Here is a 20,571-nt window from a genome sequence, read left to right as displayed (position 1 = left end):
GCTAGGCCAGGTTCAGCTCCAGCATCCGGCCAATGATCCGGGCGCCTTCCGGGAAGGCGCCCGGATTCGTGCCGGAGTAGTTGAGCCGGACGAAAGGACCCGCAGGCTCAGCCGGGAACCACTCGTCGCCAGGGGCAATGATGACCCCTGCGGCTTCGCAGTCCCGGGTCAGGCGCGCCAGGTCCGTCCCGTCCGGAAGCCGCAACCACAGGTGAAGCCCGCCTCTCGGCACCTGCTCAAGGTGCGCCTGGGGGATGTGCTCCCGCACGCTGGTGACCAGCAGGTCCCTGCGGGATTCAAGCTGGTGGCGCAGGCTGCGCAGGTGCGTCTGCCACCCTGGCTGCGTGACGACGTCGAGCGCTGCGGCCTGCAGCAGTCCGCTGACGTACATCGATTCGGCGGCACGGTCCGCAAGGATGCGCTCCCGCGCCGGCCCGCGGGCAATAAGGGCCGCCACCCGGATGGAAGTGGACACGCTCTTGGTCAGCGAGCGCAGGTAGACGACGTGCCCGGAATCGTCGCGGGAAGCCACAGGCACGGGGCTGGAGGTGATGCCGAAGTCGTGTGCCCAGTCGTCCTCCACCAGGAACGCGCCCTTCGCGCGGACCACGTCCAGGACCTCGTCGCGCCGTTCCGGAGTCCACTGCGCGCCGGTGGGGTTTGCGTAGTTGGGCTGTGCGTAGAAAACCCGGGCGCCAGACTCGTCAAAGGCGCGGGCAAGCTCCCCGGCGTCCGGCCCTTCCGGGCCGCTGGGCACCGGGACAACGCGGACGCCCGCCTGCGCTGCCGCGAGGATGGCGCCCCAGTAGGACGGCGACTCCATCAGCAACGGCTGCCCCCTGCCCACCAGCGCGCTGAAGACGGAGCTCAGCCCGCTCTGGCTCCCGGGGAGTACGACGACGTCGCTTGGGTTCGGCGGCGAAATTCCGGCCGGCGTCGACGCGCCGAGCTCGTGGGCGAACCACGACTGCAGCTCCGGCAGGCCGGCCGCGGGCGGCCTGGACAATGCCGCGTCACCGCGGGAGGCACGCGTAAGGGCTGCCCGCACCAGCCGCTCGGGGAGGAGCTCGCGGGCAGGATAGCCGGAGTGGAAGGCGATGGCCCCGAGCGGCACGTCCCGCATGGTGGAGGAGGCCGGCGGCAGCGCAACCAGCGGCGAGCGGAGCGCCGCCGTCTGCCAGCCGTAGTCGGACGGGCGCGCCATCCGGGCAGCCCGCACGAACGTCCCCACACCGGGGCGGCTCTCAATGAGGCCCTGCGCCGCGAGGGTCTGCAGGGCCTTCTGAACGGTGACCGGGCTGGCCTGGTACTCGGCCACCAGGGAACGGGTGGACGGCAGTTTCGCTCCCGGCGCGGCTGCGGACAGCCAGGATTTCAGGTGCGCCGCTATCCGCGAACTGCTATCGTTGTTCATGAAAGACAATAGTAGCGCTACTCATTCTTCCGGCACGGCGATACTGAGCCCGCAGCCATCCGGACTGCTGCTCGGCCTGGTTGGCGTGGCAGCCTTTTCGTTCACCGTACCGTTCACGAAGGTTGCCGTTGCCGGCCTGTCCCCGCTGTTCATAGGCTCCGGCCGGGCCGTGGTGGCGGCAGTCCTGGCGGCGTCCGCCCTGGCACTTAGCCGGCAACTGCTCCCCCGCGGGACGCAGTGGGTGCGCCTGGCGGTGGTTGCGGCCGGCGTCGTGATCGGCTTCCCGCTACTGACCTCCTTTGCCCTGACCAGCACCCCGGCAGGCCACGGCGCCGTGGTCATCGCCCTCCTCCCTGCAGCAACGGCCACGGCCGCCGTTATCCGCGGGCGGGAACGCCCGCCGCTTGCTTTCTGGCTGGTCAGCGGCCTCGGCGCCTTCGCGGTCATCGCCTTCGCGTCCCTGCAGTCCGCCGGCCTGGGTGTCCTGCACTGGACGGACCTGTTGCTCCTCGGCTCGGTGGTGGCTGCGGCTGTGGGCTACGCAGAGGGCGGCCTGCTGGCCCGCGAACTGGGATCCTGGCAGACCATTTCCTGGGCGCTGGTCCTCGCTTTGCCGCTGATGCTGGCCCTGGCCGCCGTCTCCGCCATCCAGCAGCCGCCGTCCGCAACCCCGGCGCAGTGGGCCGCCTTCGCGTACCTCGCCGTGGTGAGCATGTTCCTGGGCTTCTTCGCCTGGTACCGGGGCCTGGCCATCGGCCCCATCGCCCGCGTCAGCCAGATCCAGCTCATCCAGCCCGTGCTCACCATCTGCTGGGCGGCGCTCCTGCTGGGCGAAGCCCTGACATGATCCACGGTCCTCGGCGGGCTGGCGGTCATCCTGTGCGCCGGGGCCGCCGTCCGGGTGCGGCTCAGGCCCGCGGCGGCCCACATTGCCGCCCTCCCCGGCCCCGTCCTCCAGCCAGCAAAGGATTAGCCATGTACGTTCCAGCCCACTTTGCCGCGGTCCCCGACACCGTCCAGGACCTCCTCACCCGCCCGGGAGCAGCGAACCTCATCACCATGACCCCGCACGGCCTCATCGCCACACTCCTGCCCTTCGTTTACGATCCCGATGCCGGCGAGCACGGCGCGTTGCAGGGGCACGTTGCGCGGAACAACACGCAGTGGTCCCAACCCGCCGTCGGGGACGCGCTGGCCATCATCCAGGGTGCGGACGCCTACGTTTCCCCGTCCTGGTACGCGTCCAAGGCCGAGCACGGACGCGTTGTGCCCACCTGGAACTACACCACGGCGCACGTGTACGGACGGCTGGTGATCCACGACGACCCTGCATGGCTGGACCGGCAGGTCCGGCGCCTCACCGGTGTGCACGAGGCCGGCTTTGACCACCCGTGGAGCGTGGATGACGCGCCTGGCCGGTACATCGCCGGGCAGCTGCGGGCCATCGTGGGAGTCGAACTGGTCATCACCCGGATCGAGGCCAAGGCCAAGCTGAGCCAGAACCGGCCCGAAGCGGACGTGGACGGCGTAGTGGCGGGGCTTACTGCCCGGGGCCAGTCAGAGGCCGCGGCGGATGTAGAGCGCGCCCGCTGACGCAAATGCGTGACTTTTGGGCGCTGCAAGGAGCCAAGGCCCCGAAAGCACGCGGGCTCCGCCTACGGGAAACCCAAAAGTCACGCATTCCCGGCCCAGCCGGGCAGCCGTGGGCCTCTCAGGCAGCCACGAGCTCCTCGCTCTGCTCCCACAGGCCGCGCGCCAGCTCGGCGTCGTAGGCCTGGGGGTTGGCCTTGGCCAGGGCGCGCTTGTAGTAGTACGCACCGGAGATCCAGTCCTTGCCCGCGGTGCCGTTGACCAGCCAGAGCAGGGTGTCTGCGCCCTGGTCCGGCGTGAGCATGAAGCGGTTCAGCAGCGTCTTGTAGGCGTGCCGGAACGGGCTGCTGGACTCGGCCGCAAAGTTGGTGCGGACCACGCCCGGGTGGAATGCCGCCGTCGTGATTCCCTGCTCGCCGAAGCGGCGGTGCAGCTCGGAGGTGAAGAGGATGTTGGCGAGCTTGCCGGTGCCGTAGGCGCGGTTGGTGGAGTAGCCGTGCTCGGCCGTGAGGTCGAACAGGTCCAGCTTGCCGAAGTTGTTGGCGCCGCTGGAGGTGTTGATGACTTTGGCGTTGCTGGCAACCAGGGTGTCCATCAGCAGCGTGGTGAGCAGGAACGGCGCCAGGTGGTTGACCTGGAACGTGGATTCGTTGCCGTCCACGGTGAGGGTGCGCTTGCCCATGATGCCGCCGGCGTTGTTGGCCAGGACATCGATGCGCGGGTAGTCGGACTTCAGCTGGGCGGCGAGGGTGCGGACCTGAGCGAGCTCCGCGAAGTCGCTGACAAAGTAGTCGGCGTCCAGTTCCTTGGCCATGGCGCGGGTCTTCTCCGCGGAACGGCCGACGACGACCACCTGCTCCCCTGCCTTGGCCAGCGTCCGGGCGGCTGCTGCGCCGATGCCGTCGCTGGCGCCGGTGATCACGATGGTGCGAGGAGTCAAGGGGTGTCCTTTGGTTGGGGAAGTCGCGGCGCCCTGGCTGGGCGTATTGCCTACCGGCACAACGACGGCGGCACGGCAGGTGTTCCCCGGCGCGGACAAGAGGGCATATCCTGCACAGACCAGCCAGCTGAACCCGGGGGGAAAGCCATGGAGATGCCCAAAGCGTCAGACGCGGACAAGGAGCGTTTCCGGTCCTTGGTGCCGGACGGCCCCGGCGTGGTGGTGAAGCCGATGTTCGGCAACCTCGGTGCGTTCGTCAACGGCAACATGTTCGCCGGCCTGTTTGGCTCCACCGTCGGGATCAAGCTCTCGCCGGAGGACAGGCAGCAGCTCGAAGGCGGGGAGCGGACCGTCCCCTTCGGCCCGGCGGAGCGGCCCATGGGCGGCTACACGGGATTGCCGGAAGTCTGGAACGAGGAAGGCGACGGCGACGACGCCCGTGCCAGGGCGTGGATCCACAAGGCCTTCGAGTACGTGGCGGGGCTGCCGCCGAAGGAGCCGAAGGCCGCGAAGTCCCGGGCGGCAGGTACGTAGCTAGTGGGCGGGTTCGAGGGGCCCGCACCAGGCAAGACAGTTTTTGTCACGCAGTTAACCAGTCATTCATGCCGCCCTCAGCATCCGTCCAACCGGCCTCCCTACGGTCGGACCCATGGACAACATCTCACGCAGATCCCTCATTTCCGCCGGCCTCGGGGCCGGCCTCGTCGCCGCCCTGCCGGGTGCCGCAGTCGCCGTTTCAACAGCAGACGACGCCGGCCTCCGCACCGATCCGTTCATGCTGGGCATTGCCTCCGGCGAGCCGTGGCCGGACGGCTTCGTGATCTGGACCCGCCTGGCATTGGCCCCCCTGGCCGAGGACGGCCTGGGCGGCATGCCCTCCCGCCAGGTCCCGGTGGCCTGGGAGGTGGCCGAGGACGAGGGCATGCGCACTGTAGTAGCCCGCGGCGTCGAACAGGCCGGAATCGAAACCGCCCACTCGGTGCACGTGGAACTGAAGGGCCTCAAGCCGGGCCGTGAATACTTCTACCGGTTCCGCAGCGGCCGCCACATCAGCGCAACCGGCCGAACCCTGACCGCCCCGGCGCTGCACGAGACGCCTGCCGCCCTGGCCATGGCGTTTGCCAGCTGCTCCCAGTACGAGCACGGCTACTTCACCGCCTACACGCGCCTCGCCGAGGACCACCCGGACCTGGTGCTGCACCTGGGCGACTACCTGTACGAGTACAAGAAGGGCAGCTACGTGATCGGCGGCGGCAATCCGCGCGACCACCAGGGCCCCGAGACTGTGAGCCTCGCCGGCTACCGCCAGCGGCACGCCCAGTACAAGTCCGACGCCGACCTGCAGGCAGCGCACGCGATCGCGCCGTGGCTTGTGGTGTGGGATGACCACGAGGTGGACAACAACTGGGCGGACGAGGTCCCCGAGAACCGCGACCCCAACCAGATGAACGACACCACGGAGCGTTTCCGGCAGCGGCGGGCCGCCGCGTTCCAGGCGTATTACGAGAACATGCCGCTGCGGGCCTCGTCCGTTCCGGCCGGGTTCGACATGAAGATCTACCGCACCATCCAGTGGGGCCAGCTCGCCAATTTCCACATGATGGACACCCGGCAGTACCGCGACGACCAGCTCGCCGGCGACGGCTGGAAGAAGAACGTGGCCGAGCGCCTGGCCGAGAACCGCACCATCACCGGTGCCGAGCAAGAGACATGGCTGCTGGACGGCTTCCGGAACTCCACCCAGCGCTGGGACATCCTGGGCCAGCAGGTCTTCTTCGCCGAGCGTGACCGCGCCCAGGCGCCGGAGATCGACGACGTCTCGATGGACGGCTGGGACGGGTACGCCGCATCCCGCCGACGCATCACCCAAGGCTGGGTGGACGCCAACGTGCGCAACGCCGTCGTACTCACCGGCGACGTGCACCGCAACTGGGCCAACGACCTCAAGGTGGACTACAAGGACCCGGCCTCGCCCGTGGTGGGCTCGGAACTGGTGTGCACATCCATCACCTCCACCGGCAATGGCACCGGCTCCACCACGGAACCCACCATGGCGTGGAACCCGCACCTGAAGTTCTACAACGACAACCGCGGCTACGTGAACACCAGGATCACCAAGGACGCCATGACGGCGGACTTCCGGACGCTGGACTATGTCACGACGCCGGGCGCCCCCGTTTCGACGAAGGCCTCGTTCGCGATCCAGGACGGCGTGCCCGGGCTGCAGGCGCGCGGTTAGGCTCGAAAACCGGTTCCAGCGGAAGGTCCGGCCGGCACACCGGCCGGACCTTCCGGTGCCGGGTGTTCCGCTGCCGGAGGCTACGGGGCGACGACTTTCACGAGTTCTGACCGGCTTCCAGACTGCAGGTCCTCGGTGAGGACCAGAGCGGCAACCTCCGGGCAGTAGTACTTGTGCTCCCGGGCATTCTTTTCAAGGGGCGACCAGTCGTAAACCTTGACGCAGCCGGTGTAGGTCCGGGCCTTCGTGGAGACGGTCTCGCCGGTGGCCGCCGTCTCCCGCATGTCTTCCGCATAGCCCGCGTAGAATTCCTGCCGGTAGGAATCCCCCACGCGCTGCTCGGCTTTCATCCAGATCCCCGCTTGTGCCCCGTCTTTCCCGTGGAGAAAGCTGCCCGAGTGGTTGATCAGGATCCCGTTCCAGAAGTTGTTCACGTCCTCGCCGAAATACCACACGTCGCCGTTTTTGTGCTGCGCCAGATAATCCCGGGTTTCCTCCACGAGCTGCCCGTTCTTGAATTCCTTGTCCAGGTAAATGACGGTCTCAACGCCCTCGATGGTCTTGGTTTCCTGCAGGATTTCGATTTCGATCGTCTCGGTGACCTTCCCCTGCTCAACGGTTTCATAGGTCAACTTCTTGCCCACCGGAAGGGCAAAGTATTTGTTCGTGATCTTGGTGCTGAAATCTGCGGGGTTAACCTGGGGGGTGTACTCGGCGGCCCTGCTCTTCCTGGTGCTTTCAGTGACGAAAAGTGCCACTCCTGCAGCTACGAGCAGCACGACGAGGACGGCCAGGAAAATCTTGGTTGGTTGATTCATGACCTTTCCCACTCCTTCTGAGTAGAAATTCCTATTGGGGGTCCGAGCACGTTTGCTTGCCCATGGCCATAGGAGAAAGTTAGTGCAGTCCGTCGCCAACCTGAACTCCTTCGGCTACCCCTTACCAAGCAGGGTGAATCATCGAAAGCTGGGTATCTCCGGCACGCGCTTAGAAAGCAAGTAGCGCCAGGTGTCGTTTTGGGGTTTCAAAACGACACCTGGCGCTACTTAGTTGGGGAGGGGAGCCATAGTTCGGCAGGCTAACCCGCCAGGCCTGCCACCAGGAAGATCACTGCGGCGATGGCAAAGCCCATCACGCCGATGAGGGTCTCCATGACGGTCCAGGTCTTCAGGGTGGTCTTGACGTCCATGCCGAAGAAGCGGCCCACCAGCCAGAACCCGGAGTCGTTGACGTGGGAGACCACCACGGAACCGGCGGCCACGGCAATCACCAGGGCGGCAACCTGCATCCCGTTCAGCCCCGCCAGGGCAACAGCGGGGGCGATCAGGCCGGCGGTGGTGGTCAGCGCCACGGTGGCCGAACCCTGGGCGATGCGCAGGATGGCGGAGATCAGGAAGCCTGCGAGGATGAGCGGGATGCCCAGGTCGCCCAGAACGTCGGCCAGGGCCTGGCCAATGCCGGAGGTGCGCAGGACGCCGCCGAACATGCCGCCGGCGCCGGTGATCAGGATGACGGAGCAGACCGGGCCCAGGGATGATTCGAGCAGCTTCTCGAGCGCGCCCGCGTCCTTGCCCCGCCTGGCGCCGAGCACGAACAAGGCCACCAGCACGGCGATCAGCAGTGCCACCGGAGTTTCGCCGAGGGTGCGCAGGACCTGGTACCACTGCTCCTTCTTGACGCCTTCGGCGAGTACACCGGAGGTAGCCAGGGTGTTCAGCCCGGTGTTCATGAAGATCAGGAGCAGCGGCAGGAGCAGCAGGCCCACGATGGTGCGGAAGCGCGGCGGGTGCGACTCGGCTTCGGCGGTGGCGTGGCCCAGGATTTCCGGCACGGGCAGGACCAGCTTCTTGCCGGTGTAGAGGCCGTACAGGTAGGCGGTGACGTACCAGGTGGGGATGGCGACGATGAGGCCGGCGATGGTCACCAGGCCGATGTTGGCGTCGAAGAAGGCCGCTGCGGACACCGGGCCCGGGTGCGGCGGCAGGAAGATGTGCATCACGGAAAATGCGCCGGCGGCGGGCAGGCCGTAGCGGAGCACTCCCCCGCCCAGGCGGTGGGCCACCGCGAAGACCACGGGCAGCATGACAACCAGGCCGGCGTCGAAGAAGATGGGGAAGCCGAAGATCAGCGAGGCCAGGCCCAGGGCGAACGGGGCGCGCTTTTCGCCGAAGACGCCGATGAGGTAGTCGGCCAGCACCTTGGCGCCGCCGCTGGTTTCGACGATGCGGCCGAGCATCGCGCCCAGGCCCACCAGGAGTGCCACCGTGCCGAGCGTGGTGCCGAAGCCGTTGATCAGCACCGGGACCACCTGGCTGGCGGGGATGCCGGTGGCGAAGGCAGTGGCGAGGCTGATCAGGATCAGCGCGACCAGGGCGTGCATGCGCAGCCTGATGATCAGGAACAGCAGGACGAGGATCGCTGCGGCGGCGATGAGCAGCAGCGGCCCTGCGCCCAGTGTTTGGGTCCATCCTTCGATGGTCATGGTTCTCCTTTGAAGCAGGATTTGTTGGGGGTCAGGGGTGGTCAGGACGCGCTGGGCGTCTGGCCGGAGGAAAGGTGAAGGGCCTGCACGACGGCGGCGACCAGCTGCCCGGGTGACTGCGCGATGTCCAGGCGGAGGCTGCCGGCGTCGAGCTCTTCCTGGCTGAGCGCCTCGAGGGTGGCCAGCTGGCTCGGCAGCAGGGCGGGCGGCATGAAGTGGCCCTCCCGGCCCTGCATGCGCCGGCTGATCAGGTCCGCGCCGCCGTCGAGGTGGAGGAAGATGACGCGTCCCTCCGCTTCGGACAGGAGCTGGCGGTAGCTTTTCTTCAGGGCGGAGCAGGTGATGACCGTGCTGCAGCCGGCCTGGGCCTGGGCGCTCATCCAGGCCTGGATTTCCCGGAGCCACGGCCAGCGGTCCTCGTCCTGCAGCGGGATGCCCTGGGTCATCTTGGCGATGTTCGCGTCCGGGTGGAACTCGTCCGCTTCGGCGCAGGCCCACCCCAGCTGTCCGGACAGGGCCGCCGCCAGGGTGGTTTTGCCGGACCCGGCGACGCCCATCACCACAAGATGCGTGGGGGGATTCTGCATGTTCATACCTCCGGAGAAGACGTCTTTGGCTTTCGAAGAAGCTCGCTGCGTGCCCGTCGTTACGTGGGCTACGCCATAAGGTATCACCTTTGAGTCTAATAAATACTATCTTTGCGTGTCACAGGTCATACCTTACTGTTTTTGTTCGCTATTCTGGAGGTGCGCTCCGGCGCGGAGAGAGGCGGAAAATATGTCGACGGCGACAGGTGCGGGCGCGGATGATGCGCACGACGGCGGGGCCTCCCCCGCAATGCACGAGCGCGTTTTGGAGGCGGTCGGCGTCGCCATCGCCTCCGCAAAGCTGGCCCCGGGCAGCAGGCTCACCCTGGAAGGCCTGCAGCAGGAGTACGGAATTTCCCGCACCGTTGCGCGGGACACCATGAAGGTGTTGGAGTCGATGAACCTGGTCTATTCGCGGCGGCGGGTTGGCATCGTGGTGCAGGAGCGCCGGTGCTGGAACGTCTTCGACCCCAAGCTGGTGCGCTGGCGGCTTGCCTCGGACCGGCGCGACGTCCAGTACAGCAGCCTCACGGAGCTGCGCATCGCCGTCGAGCCCATTGCCGCCGCAGGCGCCGCCCGCCGTGCCAGCGCCGCGGAACGCGCACAGCTTGTTGCCCTTGCGGCGGAGCTGCGGCGGCTGGGTGAGGCCGGCGACCTCCAGGGGTTCCTGGCGGCCGATATCGAGTTCCACCAGCTGCTGCTGCGAAGCTGCGGAAACGAGATGTTCCAGGCACTCGAGGGCATGGTGGCGGAAGTGCTCACCAGCCGGACGCAGCAGGGGCTGATGCCGTTCAAGCCCCGGAACGAGGCGCTGCAGGCGCATGAGGACGTGGCTGCAGCCGTGGCGGCCGGGGACACGGCGGTGGCGGAATCAGCAATGCACCACATCCTGGACGAGGTCCGGAACGCGATGGGGCTGCACTAGCGCCCCGGCGCCTCATCAAAGCCCTTCCCGGACACCGCGATCCTGAGTAGCCTTCAAAGTAGGGCTTACGCAAGGGGCCTTCAGCGCCATCCAGGAGATCTGCGAGGTGGAACGATGACCACTACCGGACGTTCAGGTGAAGGGCTCGCCGCTACCGCTGCGCCGGCCGTGGTACCCCGGCGCAAGGGCAGCATCGTGGTCAACTGGCTCACCACCACGGACCACAAGACCATCGGGTACATGTACCTGATCACGTCCTTTGCGTTCTTCTGCATGGGCGGCGTGATGGCGCTGCTCATCCGGGCGGAACTGTTCGAGCCGGGCATGCAGGTGCTGCAGACGAAGGAGCAGTACAACCAGCTGTTCACCATGCACGGCATCATCATGCTGCTGATGTTTGCCACCCCGCTCTTCGCGGGCTTCGCGAACGTGATCATGCCGCTGCAGATCGGCGCGCCGGACGTCGCGTTCCCGCGGCTGAACGCGCTGGCATTCTGGTTCTTCCTCTTCGGTTCCACCATTGCGGTGTCCGGCTTCATCACCCCGCAGGGTGCGGCATCGTTCGGCTGGTTCGCTTACGCGCCGCTGTCCGATACCACCTTCAGTCCCGGCATCGGCGGGGACCTGTGGGTGTTCGGCCTGGCGCTGTCCGGTTTCGGCACCATCCTGGGTGCGGTCAACTTCATCACCACCATCATCTGCATGCGCGCCCCCGGCCTGACCATGTGGCGGATGCCGATCTTCACCTGGAATACCCTGGTGACGGCCATCCTGGTCATCATGGCCTTCCCGCCGCTGGCAGCAGCACTGTTCGCCCTCGGCGCGGACCGCCGCTTCGGAGCCCACATCTACGATCCCGAAAACGGCGGTGCCGTCCTCTGGCAGCACCTGTTCTGGTTCTTCGGCCACCCCGAGGTGTACATCATCGCGCTGCCGTTCTTCGGCATCGTTTCGGAGATCTTCCCGGTCTTCAGCCGCAAACCGATCTTCGGCTACAAGGGCCTGGTCTACGCCACCATCTCCATCGCCGCGCTGTCCATGACGGTGTGGGCACACCACATGTACGTCACCGGATCCGTGCTGCTGCCGTTCTTCGCGTTCATGACCATGCTGATCGCAGTCCCCACCGGCGTGAAGTTCTTCAACTGGATCGGCACCATGTGGGGCGGTTCGCTGACGTTCGAGACCCCGATGCTCTGGAGCATCGGCTTCCTGATCACCTTCCTTTTCGGCGGCCTCACCGGCATCATCCTGGCGTCCCCGCCGCTGGACTTCCACGTCTCGGACTCCTACTTCGTGGTGGCGCACTTCCACTACGTGGTGTTCGGCACCGTGGTGTTCGCGATGTTCGCCGGCTTCTACTTCTGGTGGCCCAAATTCACCGGCACCATGCTCAATGAACGCCTGGGCAAGATCCACTTCTGGATGCTGCTCGTTGGCTTCCACGGGACGTTCCTCATCCAGCACTGGCTGGGCGTCATGGGAATGCCCCGCCGGTATGCGGACTACCTGGTGGAGGACAACTTCACCTTGATGAACCAGTTCTCCACCTTCAGTTCCTTCCTGCTGGGCGCCTCCCTGATCCCGTTCTTCTGGAACGTCTACATCACCTGGCGGGCGGGCAAGAAGGTGACCGTGGACGATCCCTGGGGCTTCGGCGCCTCGCTGGAATGGGCCACGTCCTGCCCGCCGCCGCGGCACAACTTCACGTCCCTGCCCCGGATCCGTTCCGAGCGGCCGGCCCTGGACCTGCACCACCCAGAGATCCGGGTCCGCGAACATGAACCGGTCCACAGCGCAGCGGCGGCAGCCCTTGGCGCGGCGGACATCGGTGAAAAGGACGTTCGGGAGCCGAACCCGGACAAGTAGCGAGCGGGCCGGTCCGCTGCTAGATGCAGCTGGGCTGGTAAGCCGGATCCGCCGGCCCAGACGCCCTGCCCAGGGCGTGGGCGACGATCTGGTGCACCACGGGGTCGTTCGGCGTCTGGTCGTGCTCAAACACATCCGCCGGGCACTTGTCCTGGATGGTGATGTTGGTGACCTGCCGCGCCGGGCCGGAGAGGAACTGGCTGTTGTAGGGAATCACCACTTCGTCGTAGACGGTGGAGATCACGGTGTAGGACGGTCCGGCCACGGTGTCACCGATGGAGTTGAGTTCCTGCATGAACGGCGAACCTGCCTGCTGGTCGGCGCAGGCAGTGCAGCCGAGAGCCGTGTAGTTCGGGTCGGCCACGACGTCCGGCGGAGGAAGGATCACGCCTTCCGTGCCGTGGTTCGAGGGGGCGATTCCGACGAGCTGGTTGACGTTCTTGGCGCCGCCGAGGAAGCCCATGTAGTAGCGGGGCATCATGCCGCCCTGGCTGTGGCCCACGAGGTCCACCTTCTTTGCGCCGGTGGCTGCGCGGACAGCGTCGACAAACGGGGCGAGTTCCTTCGCGGAATCGGCTACAGGCGCGGTGGCGTAGACGCCGTTCGTCTCCCCGTAGTTGAGCGCAAAGACGCAGTACCCGGCGCTCTTGAGGTACGGCGAGAGGGTGGACCAGTTTTTTGCCATGCTTTCAAAGGTCCCGGGGACCAGGATGACAGGGTAGGGGTGCTCGGCCGACGGCTTGCAGGACCAGTCGTTGGCGCCGGGCGGGGATATTTCGACGACGTCCGCGTGGGCGGGTGCCGCGGCGAGGGAACCGGCGAGGACGGCGGTCGCGGCCAGGGACAGTGCCTTTTTGAGCAGTGACATAGAAACCTCTTCGTTTGCGTGTCAGCGGATGGGCCGGGCAGGAACCGGAGCCTGTGCTGCGGGCCAGGTTCCTCCCGGGGGTCTTCAAATGCTAGGCAGGACCGGGCGGCGGCGGCGGATTCTGCACAAACGTGCGGCCAAGACCGCCCGCCGTTTGCGCCGGGTGCGGCGGCGGATGTGAAGGGCACTCCACATCGTTGTTACTGGTCAGTAGCCAGATTGTGGCCCCGGACCGGCGGCGCATCACCGTTCACTGCCGCTGCACATCCGTGCACGGACAGCCATGGCTGTCAGCTCGCAGGACCGCCCGGAGAATGCCGGTCAGCGTCCCTGACCGCCATGAAGAACTTCACGCCGCCGTCGGTCAGCATTTGCCGGTGGAAAAGGTGGTCGCCGCGATCGAACACGCGCAGGCACATGAGGCTCCACAGCACACGCCGGTAGATGTCGGTGACCCATTCCTCGGGGATGCCGTGGCCGGACGGGGTAACGAATCCGGCGTCCTCCAGGGCCAGGCTGATCACATCCCTTTCAAGGAGCCGCGGCGGCGCAATGCCACTGAGGTACCAGTGTGTGTAGAGGCGCATGGCCAGCCGTACGGCGTCGTGCTTCGGATTGGCGATCACGTCCACCATGTAGTCCCACAAGTCGCCCGGCCGTTCGAGCGCCCGCCGGCCGCGGGGTGTGAGCACCAGCCTGCCTTTGAGCTTCCGTACCAGCTTCCACGCCAGGACATGCTCCCGGAGTTCACGGACCGGCAAGACATTCGCTTCACGGTTTCCCTTGCCCAGGACGGCTCCGTCCCAGCCGATTTCCTCCACGGCGCGCGCCACCAGGAAGGGTTTCAGGTACCCGTCCTTCGTCAGTTCCAGGCCATCACCCTCGGCATTCTCCAGGAACCAGCGCACGGGCTTCAGCACCGCATCGCGCTCGCCGTCAGTGAGCGGCTGCGGCCACCACTGGAGGCTGAGGATCCGCAGCCGGCGGTTGGCAGCGTCCACGTCGAAGCGGGTGGCGTCGAACCTCTGGCCAAACTCCCCGGTGGTCTCGAAGACCCATCTCCCGGCATCGCCATGCTCCGGATGGTGCCGGTCCGCGAGGATGCGGACCAGGTTGGCATATCCCTCCGGCCCACCGGAATCCTCCACGGGACCACGGTTGGCGCCGCCCAGGCACTGGAGCTCGCCGTAAGCCAGTTCGGCCGGCCCGAGCAACTCCACCTGGTGAGTCCAGCCGTCGCCGAAGTCGTACTCGTACTCGCAGGCCGTGCCCGGCTTCCGGGGATCCAACAGGTCCGAAAGGACGACGGCGGAGGCCGCCTCTGCGCCCGAGTCCTCCGTTGCGCCGAGGGGCCCTGCAACCACGCGCTGGTTCCCGCTGGGATCTACGCACCTGACGGCGTAAACGTGGCGGTCCTCCCAGCCGAAGGCCGCCTGCACGGCAAGATGGAATTCTTCGACTGTCAGGGCGGCGGGAACCCGCAGTCGGCGCCAGATCACTGGCTCGGTGTCCTCAATGCTGATGCGGAGTTCAAAGGCGGGGACGCGTGCGGCGGACTGCATAGGGTCATCTTTCCAGAGCCGCAGGAGGTCCTGCATCGCTGATCTGGCAGCACAGCCGGGTTAAGCAAAAGCAGGGCCGGTCAGCGACCGGCCCTGCTTTTTCAAAATTCGAAACCCGAAGGCCCCAGATTCCCTAATGGATTAGAGTGCCTGGATGTTGGTGGCCTGGGGACCCTTGGGGCCCTGCTCGGTGTCGAAGGAAACCTTCTGGTTCTCTTCGAGGGAGCGGAAGCCGTTGGAGTTGATCGCAGAGTAGTGTGCGAAAACATCCTGTGAAGAGTCATCGGGGGAAATGAAGCCGAAGCCCTTTTCAGCGTTAAACCATTTGACGGTACCAGTAGCCATTATTTTTGTCCTTCGTGAAGGTGGAGGGAAAGTCCCGACTTTCGGGCCCTCCGGTGTGGGGTGTTCAAAACCGCTACTTCAGAAGAACGCGGACTTTCGACCGCGCGTACTGCCTGAACTACCAACTGCATAAACACAACAACAGGAACAACACTACAGGAGATTTGGAGCAGCACTTACCACGGCGTCCATCCGGGCATATCCTGCCAGCAGATCCAGTCGGCATCCTGACCTGCGGGAGCAAACCATGGAGATACCGCAACGGGTGAACACCCTGGTGATCGGAGCCGGGCAGGCCGGCCTGGCCACCAGCTACTGGCTGGCGCGGCACGGCGTGGAGCACCAGGTGCTGGAGCGGCGGGATGCCCTGGGCGGGGCATGGCAGGACCGCTGGGATTCGTTCTACCTGAACACGCCCAACTTCTCCTTCATGTTGCCGGGCCTGACCTACGACGGTCCCGAGCCTGACGCTTTCCTTCCCCGTGACGCCGTCATCGGCCTGTTCCGTGATTATGCCCAGCGGATTGCCGCGCCGGTGCTGCTGGACACGGAAGCCACCCGGATCGGCCGGGCTGACGGCGGATTCAGCGTGGAAACCAACGGCGGGCAGTTCGCGGCACAGAACGTCGTGCTGGCCAACGGGGCCTTCCAGCTGCCGCGCATCCCGGCGGCGTCGGCCGGCCTTCCCTCGCATGTGCTCCAGTTGCACAGCCACGACTACCGCAATCCGCAGCAGCTGCCGGGCGGTGCCGTGCTGGTGGTGGGCACCGGACAGTCCGGCGGGCAGATCACCGAGGACCTGCTGGCGGCCGGCCGGGAGGTGCACCTGGCCGTCTCCACCTGCCCCGAGGCGCCGCGCCGGTACCGGGGCCAGGACGTCTTCCACTGGATCCTGCAGGTCAACCTGCACGGCCCCGAGTACGGCATCAACGGTTTCCAGGTGGACCAGCTCCCCTCCCCCGCGGCGCGTTTCCTGTGCAATCCGCTGGTTTCCGGCAACGACGGCGGCCACAGCATCCGAGTGCGGGACCTGGGCCGCCGCGGCGTCCGGCTCCACGGCCGCTTTGAGGGAATCGACGACGGCGTCCTCGCCTTCAGCGACGACCTCCCCGAACGCCTGGCGATGGTTGAGGCAGGGTTCGGCCAGCGCCTGAAGCTGATGGCGGACGCCTACATCGCGGCGGCCGGCATTGATGCGCCGGCCCCGGAAACGCCGCGGACCGATTCATGGCTCCCCCCGGAATCCGGGGCACGGCTGGACCTGGACGCCGAAGGCATCACGGCGGTCATCTGGGCCACCGGGTACGGCCTGGACTTCAGATTCCTGGACATCCCCGTGCTGGATGAGTGGAACTACCCCCGGCACTCCCGGGGCGTCACGGACGTCACCGGCCTGTACGCCGTCGGACTGCCCTGGCTGACGAGGCACGCCTCGGCCACCCTGGCGCTGGTGGGCGACGACGCCAAATACGTGGCCGGCCACATCGCCGGCCTGGGCGGCTGAAGCCGTGCGGAAGCACCCCTTGCCAACGGCCGCCCCCGGCGTAGGGTTCCTTCCATGAAACAGATTCGGGTCATCCTGCTCCCGGGCTCCGTCCTCCCCGCCGATGAGGCCTACGGCCCGCTGATTGAAGCCCTGGGGCCCGATGTGCAGGCTGTCGCCAAGGACCTGGAGCTCTACGCGGACGACGAACCTCCCCCCGGCTGGAGCCTGGACACCGAGATTGACGGCGTGCTGCGGGAGGCCGATGCCCGGGGGTGGGGCACCTTCCACCTTCTCGGGTACTCCGGCGGCGGCGCTGCTGCCCTGGCTTTTGCCGCAAAACATCCTGACAGGCTGCTCAGCCTGGCGCTGCTGGAACCCGCCTGGGCCGGGAACTGGGATTGGAGCCCCGCCCACACCGAACTCTGGAAACAGTACGAGCGGCTGGAAACGCTCCCGCCCGAGCAGTTCATGCCCGCCTTCATGAGGCTGGGAGTGAGGCACGACGTCGTCCTTCCGCCACCGCCGCCCGGTCCCCCGCCGCCGTGGATGGCCAAGCGGCCCGCGGGCATCAAGGCGTTCCTGCGGACCTTCAAGAGCTACGACCTGGACAGGGCCCGTTTGGCCGCCTTTAAACCGCCCGTGTTCTTCGCACTGGGGGGCCTGAGCAACCCCGACGACTACGGCGAGATTGCCGCCCGGCTGGCACGGGTGTTCTTCCCCGACTTCCATCTGGAGGTGTTCCCCAAGCGCCACCACTTCGATCCTCCCCACCGGATCGAGCCCAAGCGTCTGGCTGAATTGCTCCGGCGGCACTGGGAGAAGGCGGAAAAGAGCCTGGGCAGGCTTTAGGAAAGCCCTCCCGGGCACACTCCGGGCTCAAGCGCGCATGCGTTGGCGCCGCCGGGGGCGAACACGGAAGCGGCGGCGCGGGCGTACCCGGACCGGCGCACTGAACCTGAAGGCGCGGCGGGAGAGGTGGTGGGTGTCCGGGCGGCGGCGGACGGCCACCGGCCCGGCGGGCAGCTTCTGGGCGGCGCGGGAGAAGAACCACCGCTTGGCGATCTCCACCAGCACCAGGTACACCGCGATCATGCCGAGCAGGGCCAGGAAGAACGGGACCGGCAGCGGGTCGAAGCCCAGCAGGCCCTGCAGCGGCGAGAGCGGCAGGTAGACGCCGAGCGCCACAACGCCCAGCGAGGCCGCGACCAGGCCGGCGGACGGCCGGCTGCGGAGGAACGGGACGCGGCGGGTCCTGATGGCGAAGATGATGAGGGTCTGGGTGGCGATCGACTCGATGAACCAGCCCGCCCGGAACTCCCCCGGCACGGCGTCGAATGCGAACAGCATCAGGGCGAAGGTGGCGAAGTCAAAGAGCGAGCTGATGGGCCCGAAGAGGAACATGAAACGCCGGATGAAGGCTATGTTCCAGTGCGACGGCGCCCGGAGCTGCTCCCGGTCCACACGGTCGCCCGGGATGGCGAGCTGGCCGGCGTCGTAGAGCAGGTTGTTGAGCAGGATCTGGCCGGGCAGCATGGGCAGGAAGCTCAGCACCACGGACGCCGTGGCGGCGCTGAACATGTTGCCGAAGTTGCTGGAGGTTCCCATCAGCACGTACTTGATGGTGTTCGCGAAGATCCGCCGCCCCTCCATCACCCCTTCGGCCAGGACGCCGAGGTCCTTGTCCAGCAGCACGACGTCGGCGGCGTCCTTGGCGACGTCGGTGGCACTGTCCACGGAGATGCCGATGTCCGCCTTGTGCAGGGCCAGGGCGTCGTTGACGCCGTCCCCCATGAACCCGACGGAGCCGCCGCTCTGGCGCAGCAGCGTGATGATGCGCGCCTTCTGCTCGGGGGAAACGCGGGCGAAGATGGTGGCGGTCCGGGCGGACGCGGCGAGCGCGGCGTCGGACAGCGCATCGACCTCGGCTCCGGTCAGGGTCCCCCCGGAGATCACGCCGACATCGTCGCAGACCTTCTCCGCCACCTTGGCGTTGTCCCCCGTGGCGATCTTCACCGAAATACCCAGCGCCTCAAGCCGGTCAAGGGACTCCCTGGCGTTGGCCTTGGGCTTGTCCAAAAAGACCAGGAATCCGGCCAGTGACAGGCCGCGTTCGTCCGCCGGGGTGAGCTGGACGAGCCCGGCCGCATCCCGGGCGGCCACGGCGACAACCCGGGAGCCGGCGTCGAACTGTTCGTCCAGCATCGCCTGCACGGCGGGCGGGGTCGGGCCGCACAGGGCGAGGACGTCCTCCGGGGCGCCCTTGGTGACCAGTCGCGGGCGGCCGCCCGCCTCCCGCACCAGCACGGTGGTGCGGCGGCGCTGGTGGTCGAAGCCGATCAGGTCCATCCGCTCGAAGCGGGCCGCATCGAAGGCGGCCGCGCCGGGGCTGTCCCAGAGGGCCGCGTCCAGCGGGTTCTGCCCGGCGGAGGAGAGCTTGGCCTCGGCGTAGTCCGCCTCGGTGGCCAGCAGGCCCAGGGTGAGCAGGCCGCCGTCGGACGTCTCCGGGGCAACAGGCAGCGCGCCGGTGAAGCTGATCCGCCCCTCCGTCAGGGTGCCGGTCTTGTCGGTGACCAGGATGTCCATGTCGCCCAGGTCCTCGATGCACACCAGGCGTTTGACCAGCACCTTCCGCCTGGCCAGCTGGCGCGTGCCGGTGGCCAGGGACGTGCTGACGACGGCGGGCAGCAGCTGCGGCGTGATGCCCACCGCGATGGCCAGCGAAAAGAGGAGCGATTCGATGAGCGGACGCTGGAGCAGCAGGTTGGCGATGAAGATCAGGGTGGTCAGCACGATGGCCACCTGCAGCAGCAGGAAGGAGAACCGCTTGAGCCCGAGCTGGAATTCGGTCTGTGGCTGCCGTTCGCCCAGGCCCAGGGCGATCCGGCCGAACTCGGCGCGGCCGCCGGTGGCCACCACCACGCCGGTGCAGCTGCCGGACTGGATGACGGTGCCCATGAACACGCAGGAGGCGAGGTCTGCCAGGGCGGCGCCGGCGGGCACCGGCGCGGGGTCCTTCGCGGCGGGAAGGGACTCCCCGGTGAGGATGCTTTCGTCGCACAGGAGTCCGCTGGCGGTGAGGAGGCGGATGTCGGCGGGAATGATGGCGCCCAGGGAGAGGTGGACGACGTCGCCCGGCACCAGTGCGGTGACGTCCACTTCCCTGGTTGTTCCGCCGCGGAGCACCACCGCACGGTGCGTCACGCGGTCGTGCAGGGCCTCGGACGCCCGTTCGGCGCGGAATTCGTTGGTGAAGCCCAGGCCGACGCTGACCAGCAGGATCACGCCAATGACGATTGAATTGGTGGCATCTCCCAGGAACAGCGACAGCCCGGCGGTGATGAGCAGCAGGATCAGGATGGGGCTGGCGAACTGGCGCCCCAGCACGGCCCAGCCGTTGGCGCGGTGGGTGCGCACGGCGTTGGGCCCGAGTTCCGCCAGGCGGCGTGCCGCCTCGTCGCCGGCCAGGCCCGCGGGGCTGGAGCCCAGCTGCTCCAGCACCTGCTGGGCTGCCAGGGCCGCCGCATCGCTGATGGGGAGCTGGAGCGGGCTGCGCTGCCGGACGTTCAGGTCTGTCATGCAGGACTACGCGGGGAAACCGAAGCAGGGGTAGAAATCCTCCACGCCCGGCCGGGCCACTTCGATGCAGCGGGACTTCACCTGTTCCAGGAGCGCGCCGGTGTCCGTGCCGGAAGCGGCGACGCCGCCGACCGCCACTGACACCCCTGCCGTGGCGGTGCGCCGGAGGTTGTTGTCCGTGGAGTTGACGTTGCCCTCGCCGGGGTAGTTGTTGTGGACGTTCGTGGTCTGGTGCTCGAGCGGGCCCGTTCCGGTCCACGTTGCCGAGAGCCTGATGGTGACGGGATTGCCGTTGCCGTCCGTGCCCGGGATGTCAGTGCTGATGGAGGCGGCGGTCAGCCTCGGGTCAACCACCAGGGGCGCCATGTTCTGGCCGTCTGCCTGGAACAGCACCGCACCGCCTCCGGCGGCTGCGCTGACGCCGGATGCCTGGGCGCAGGTGTCGGTGACGCGGACAAACACTGCCGTGAGGCCCTGCTTGTTCACGGGGCCGGGCTGTCCGGCGTACATCGCCGTGCTTGAGGAGACGAAGATCTCGGTCTGCTCGCAGCCAACCGTGCTGACCGCCACGGCGGCGCCGTGGGCGGACGAGATGGTGTGGTAGATGTTGGGCGGAGCCGCTCCGGCCGGTGTTGCGCCCGCAGCCACCATGGCCGCAGTGGACAGTCCCATGAGCAAGCGTTTCATG

The 20,571-nt window shown here is 67.2% G+C and carries 17 protein-coding genes and 1 pseudogene; 8 read left to right on the top strand and 10 right to left on the bottom strand.

The window, feature by feature from the left end; all coding sequences use genetic code 11:
- Window position 1: 1 nt before the first annotated feature.
- The gene (locus SMD14_RS05740; RefSeq protein WP_321215663.1) at window positions 2-1,414 is read right to left on the bottom strand and encodes a PLP-dependent aminotransferase family protein; all 1,413 of its coding nucleotides are present in this window, start codon (window positions 1,412-1,414) and stop codon (window positions 2-4) included.
- Here SMD14_RS05740 and SMD14_RS05735 point away from each other — a divergent pair.
- Both SMD14_RS05735 and SMD14_RS05730 read left to right on the top strand, forming a co-directional pair.
- Window positions 1,413-2,387: pseudogene (locus tag SMD14_RS05735) on the top strand (DMT family transporter). The gene SMD14_RS05740 and the pseudogene SMD14_RS05735 sit on opposite strands and share 2 nt — an antisense overlap.
- Before the next feature lie 2 nt (window positions 2,388-2,389).
- Complete coding sequence (locus SMD14_RS05730; protein ID WP_321215662.1) at window positions 2,390-3,007, top strand: FMN-binding negative transcriptional regulator; 618 nt, start codon at window positions 2,390-2,392, stop codon at window positions 3,005-3,007.
- Between the two features lie 118 nt (window positions 3,008-3,125).
- On the opposite strand, the gene SMD14_RS05725 is transcribed toward SMD14_RS05730, so the two are convergent.
- Window positions 3,126-3,944, bottom strand: a complete 819-nt coding sequence (locus tag SMD14_RS05725) for an SDR family NAD(P)-dependent oxidoreductase (protein WP_157238799.1) — start codon at window positions 3,942-3,944, stop codon at window positions 3,126-3,128.
- 147 nt (window positions 3,945-4,091) lie between these two features.
- On the opposite strand from SMD14_RS05725, the gene SMD14_RS05720 reads away from it, so the two are divergent.
- Together SMD14_RS05720 and SMD14_RS05715 are read left to right on the top strand one after the other, a co-directional pair.
- A complete protein-coding gene (locus SMD14_RS05720; protein WP_157238800.1) occupies window positions 4,092-4,478 on the top strand; it encodes a TfoX/Sxy family protein in 387 nt (128 codons plus the stop codon).
- A gap of 115 nt (window positions 4,479-4,593) precedes the next feature.
- Window positions 4,594-6,183, top strand: a complete 1,590-nt coding sequence (locus tag SMD14_RS05715; RefSeq protein ID WP_321215661.1) for an alkaline phosphatase D family protein — start codon at window positions 4,594-4,596, stop codon at window positions 6,181-6,183.
- Between the two features lie 80 nt (window positions 6,184-6,263).
- Here the strand turns inward: SMD14_RS05715 and SMD14_RS05710 are convergent, their stop codons facing one another.
- The 3 genes from SMD14_RS05710 to SMD14_RS05700 all read right to left on the bottom strand — a co-directional run bounded on the left by SMD14_RS05710 (window position 6,264) and on the right by SMD14_RS05700 (window position 9,252).
- The gene (locus tag SMD14_RS05710) at window positions 6,264-7,001 is read right to left on the bottom strand and encodes a hypothetical protein (protein WP_157238802.1); all 738 of its coding nucleotides are present in this window, start codon (window positions 6,999-7,001) and stop codon (window positions 6,264-6,266) included.
- 260 nt (window positions 7,002-7,261) lie between these two features.
- Window positions 7,262-8,665: a GntP family permease gene (locus tag SMD14_RS05705; protein ID WP_321215660.1), complete on the bottom strand. Its 1,404-nt coding sequence runs from the start codon at window positions 8,663-8,665 to the stop codon at window positions 7,262-7,264.
- 41 nt (window positions 8,666-8,706) lie between these two features.
- Window positions 8,707-9,252: a gluconokinase gene (locus SMD14_RS05700; RefSeq protein ID WP_321215659.1), complete on the bottom strand. Its 546-nt coding sequence runs from the start codon at window positions 9,250-9,252 to the stop codon at window positions 8,707-8,709.
- 190 nt (window positions 9,253-9,442) lie between these two features.
- Between SMD14_RS05700 and SMD14_RS05695 the strand changes: the two genes are divergently transcribed.
- Both SMD14_RS05695 and ctaD read left to right on the top strand, forming a co-directional pair.
- Window positions 9,443-10,177 carry a FadR/GntR family transcriptional regulator gene (locus SMD14_RS05695; RefSeq protein WP_157238805.1) on the top strand — a complete coding sequence of 245 codons (735 nt, stop codon included), beginning with the start codon at window positions 9,443-9,445 and terminating at the stop codon, window positions 10,175-10,177.
- Window positions 10,178-10,291: 114 nt separating this feature from the next.
- Complete coding sequence (ctaD, locus tag SMD14_RS05690) at window positions 10,292-12,046, top strand: cytochrome c oxidase subunit I (RefSeq protein WP_157238806.1); 1,755 nt, start codon at window positions 10,292-10,294, stop codon at window positions 12,044-12,046.
- A gap of 19 nt (window positions 12,047-12,065) precedes the next feature.
- On the opposite strand, the gene SMD14_RS05685 is transcribed toward ctaD, so the two are convergent.
- The 3 genes from SMD14_RS05685 to SMD14_RS05675 all read right to left on the bottom strand — a co-directional run bounded on the left by SMD14_RS05685 (window position 12,066) and on the right by SMD14_RS05675 (window position 14,821).
- The gene (locus SMD14_RS05685) at window positions 12,066-12,914 is read right to left on the bottom strand and encodes an alpha/beta fold hydrolase (RefSeq protein ID WP_321215658.1); all 849 of its coding nucleotides are present in this window, start codon (window positions 12,912-12,914) and stop codon (window positions 12,066-12,068) included.
- A 290-nt stretch (window positions 12,915-13,204) separates the two neighbouring features.
- The gene (locus SMD14_RS05680) at window positions 13,205-14,476 is read right to left on the bottom strand and encodes a plasmid pRiA4b ORF-3 family protein (RefSeq protein WP_321215657.1); all 1,272 of its coding nucleotides are present in this window, start codon (window positions 14,474-14,476) and stop codon (window positions 13,205-13,207) included.
- A gap of 141 nt (window positions 14,477-14,617) precedes the next feature.
- Window positions 14,618-14,821 carry a cold-shock protein gene (locus tag SMD14_RS05675; protein WP_009372930.1) on the bottom strand — a complete coding sequence of 68 codons (204 nt, stop codon included), beginning with the start codon at window positions 14,819-14,821 and terminating at the stop codon, window positions 14,618-14,620.
- A 247-nt stretch (window positions 14,822-15,068) separates the two neighbouring features.
- On the opposite strand from SMD14_RS05675, the gene SMD14_RS05670 reads away from it, so the two are divergent.
- Both SMD14_RS05670 and SMD14_RS05665 read left to right on the top strand, forming a co-directional pair.
- A complete protein-coding gene (locus SMD14_RS05670) occupies window positions 15,069-16,325 on the top strand; it encodes an NAD(P)/FAD-dependent oxidoreductase (RefSeq protein WP_321215656.1) in 1,257 nt (418 codons plus the stop codon).
- Between the two features lie 54 nt (window positions 16,326-16,379).
- Window positions 16,380-17,156, top strand: a complete 777-nt coding sequence (locus SMD14_RS05665) for an alpha/beta hydrolase (protein ID WP_321215655.1) — start codon at window positions 16,380-16,382, stop codon at window positions 17,154-17,156.
- Window positions 17,157-17,183: 27 nt separating this feature from the next.
- Here SMD14_RS05665 and mgtA read toward each other — a convergent pair whose 3' ends face one another.
- Both mgtA and SMD14_RS05655 read right to left on the bottom strand, forming a co-directional pair.
- On the bottom strand, window positions 17,184-19,883 hold the full coding sequence (gene mgtA, locus SMD14_RS05660; RefSeq protein WP_321215654.1) for a magnesium-translocating P-type ATPase: 2,700 nt from the start codon (window positions 19,881-19,883) through the stop codon (window positions 17,184-17,186).
- Window positions 19,884-19,889: 6 nt separating this feature from the next.
- On the bottom strand, window positions 19,890-20,570 hold the full coding sequence (locus SMD14_RS05655) for a hypothetical protein (protein WP_321215653.1): 681 nt from the start codon (window positions 20,568-20,570) through the stop codon (window positions 19,890-19,892).
- Window position 20,571: the final 1 nt, after the last annotated feature.

The organism is Pseudarthrobacter oxydans, from assembly GCF_034258515.1.
Taxonomy (GTDB): domain Bacteria; phylum Actinomycetota; class Actinomycetes; order Actinomycetales; family Micrococcaceae; genus Arthrobacter.
Note: the sequence above shows the minus strand (reverse complement) of the source record. Positions and strands in the feature narration are given on the sequence as shown.

Excerpts from the sequence above, each read along its gene's own strand:
- SMD14_RS05740 (WP_321215663.1), bottom strand. The coding sequence starts at position 1,414 with ATGAACAACGATAGCAGTTCGCGGATAGCGGCGCACCTGAAATCCTGG.
- SMD14_RS05730 (WP_321215662.1), top strand. The coding sequence starts at position 2,390 with ATGTACGTTCCAGCCCACTTTGCCGCGGTCCCCGACACCGTCCAGGAC.
- SMD14_RS05720 (WP_157238800.1), top strand. The coding sequence starts at position 4,092 with ATGGAGATGCCCAAAGCGTCAGACGCGGACAAGGAGCGTTTCCGGTCC.
- SMD14_RS05715 (WP_321215661.1), top strand. The coding sequence starts at position 4,594 with ATGGACAACATCTCACGCAGATCCCTCATTTCCGCCGGCCTCGGGGCC.
- SMD14_RS05710 (WP_157238802.1), bottom strand. The coding sequence starts at position 7,001 with ATGAATCAACCAACCAAGATTTTCCTGGCCGTCCTCGTCGTGCTGCTC.
- SMD14_RS05705 (WP_321215660.1), bottom strand. The coding sequence starts at position 8,665 with ATGACCATCGAAGGATGGACCCAAACACTGGGCGCAGGGCCGCTGCTG.
- SMD14_RS05700 (WP_321215659.1), bottom strand. The coding sequence starts at position 9,252 with ATGCAGAATCCCCCCACGCATCTTGTGGTGATGGGCGTCGCCGGGTCC.
- SMD14_RS05695 (WP_157238805.1), top strand. The coding sequence starts at position 9,443 with ATGTCGACGGCGACAGGTGCGGGCGCGGATGATGCGCACGACGGCGGG.
- ctaD (WP_157238806.1), top strand. The coding sequence starts at position 10,292 with ATGACCACTACCGGACGTTCAGGTGAAGGGCTCGCCGCTACCGCTGCG.
- SMD14_RS05685 (WP_321215658.1), bottom strand. The coding sequence starts at position 12,914 with ATGTCACTGCTCAAAAAGGCACTGTCCCTGGCCGCGACCGCCGTCCTC.
- SMD14_RS05680 (WP_321215657.1), bottom strand. The coding sequence starts at position 14,476 with ATGCAGTCCGCCGCACGCGTCCCCGCCTTTGAACTCCGCATCAGCATT.
- SMD14_RS05675 (WP_009372930.1), bottom strand. The coding sequence starts at position 14,821 with ATGGCTACTGGTACCGTCAAATGGTTTAACGCTGAAAAGGGCTTCGGC.
- SMD14_RS05670 (WP_321215656.1), top strand. The coding sequence starts at position 15,069 with ATGGAGATACCGCAACGGGTGAACACCCTGGTGATCGGAGCCGGGCAG.
- SMD14_RS05665 (WP_321215655.1), top strand. The coding sequence starts at position 16,380 with ATGAAACAGATTCGGGTCATCCTGCTCCCGGGCTCCGTCCTCCCCGCC.
- mgtA (WP_321215654.1), bottom strand. The coding sequence starts at position 19,883 with ATGACAGACCTGAACGTCCGGCAGCGCAGCCCGCTCCAGCTCCCCATC.
- SMD14_RS05655 (WP_321215653.1), bottom strand. The coding sequence starts at position 20,570 with ATGAAACGCTTGCTCATGGGACTGTCCACTGCGGCCATGGTGGCTGCG.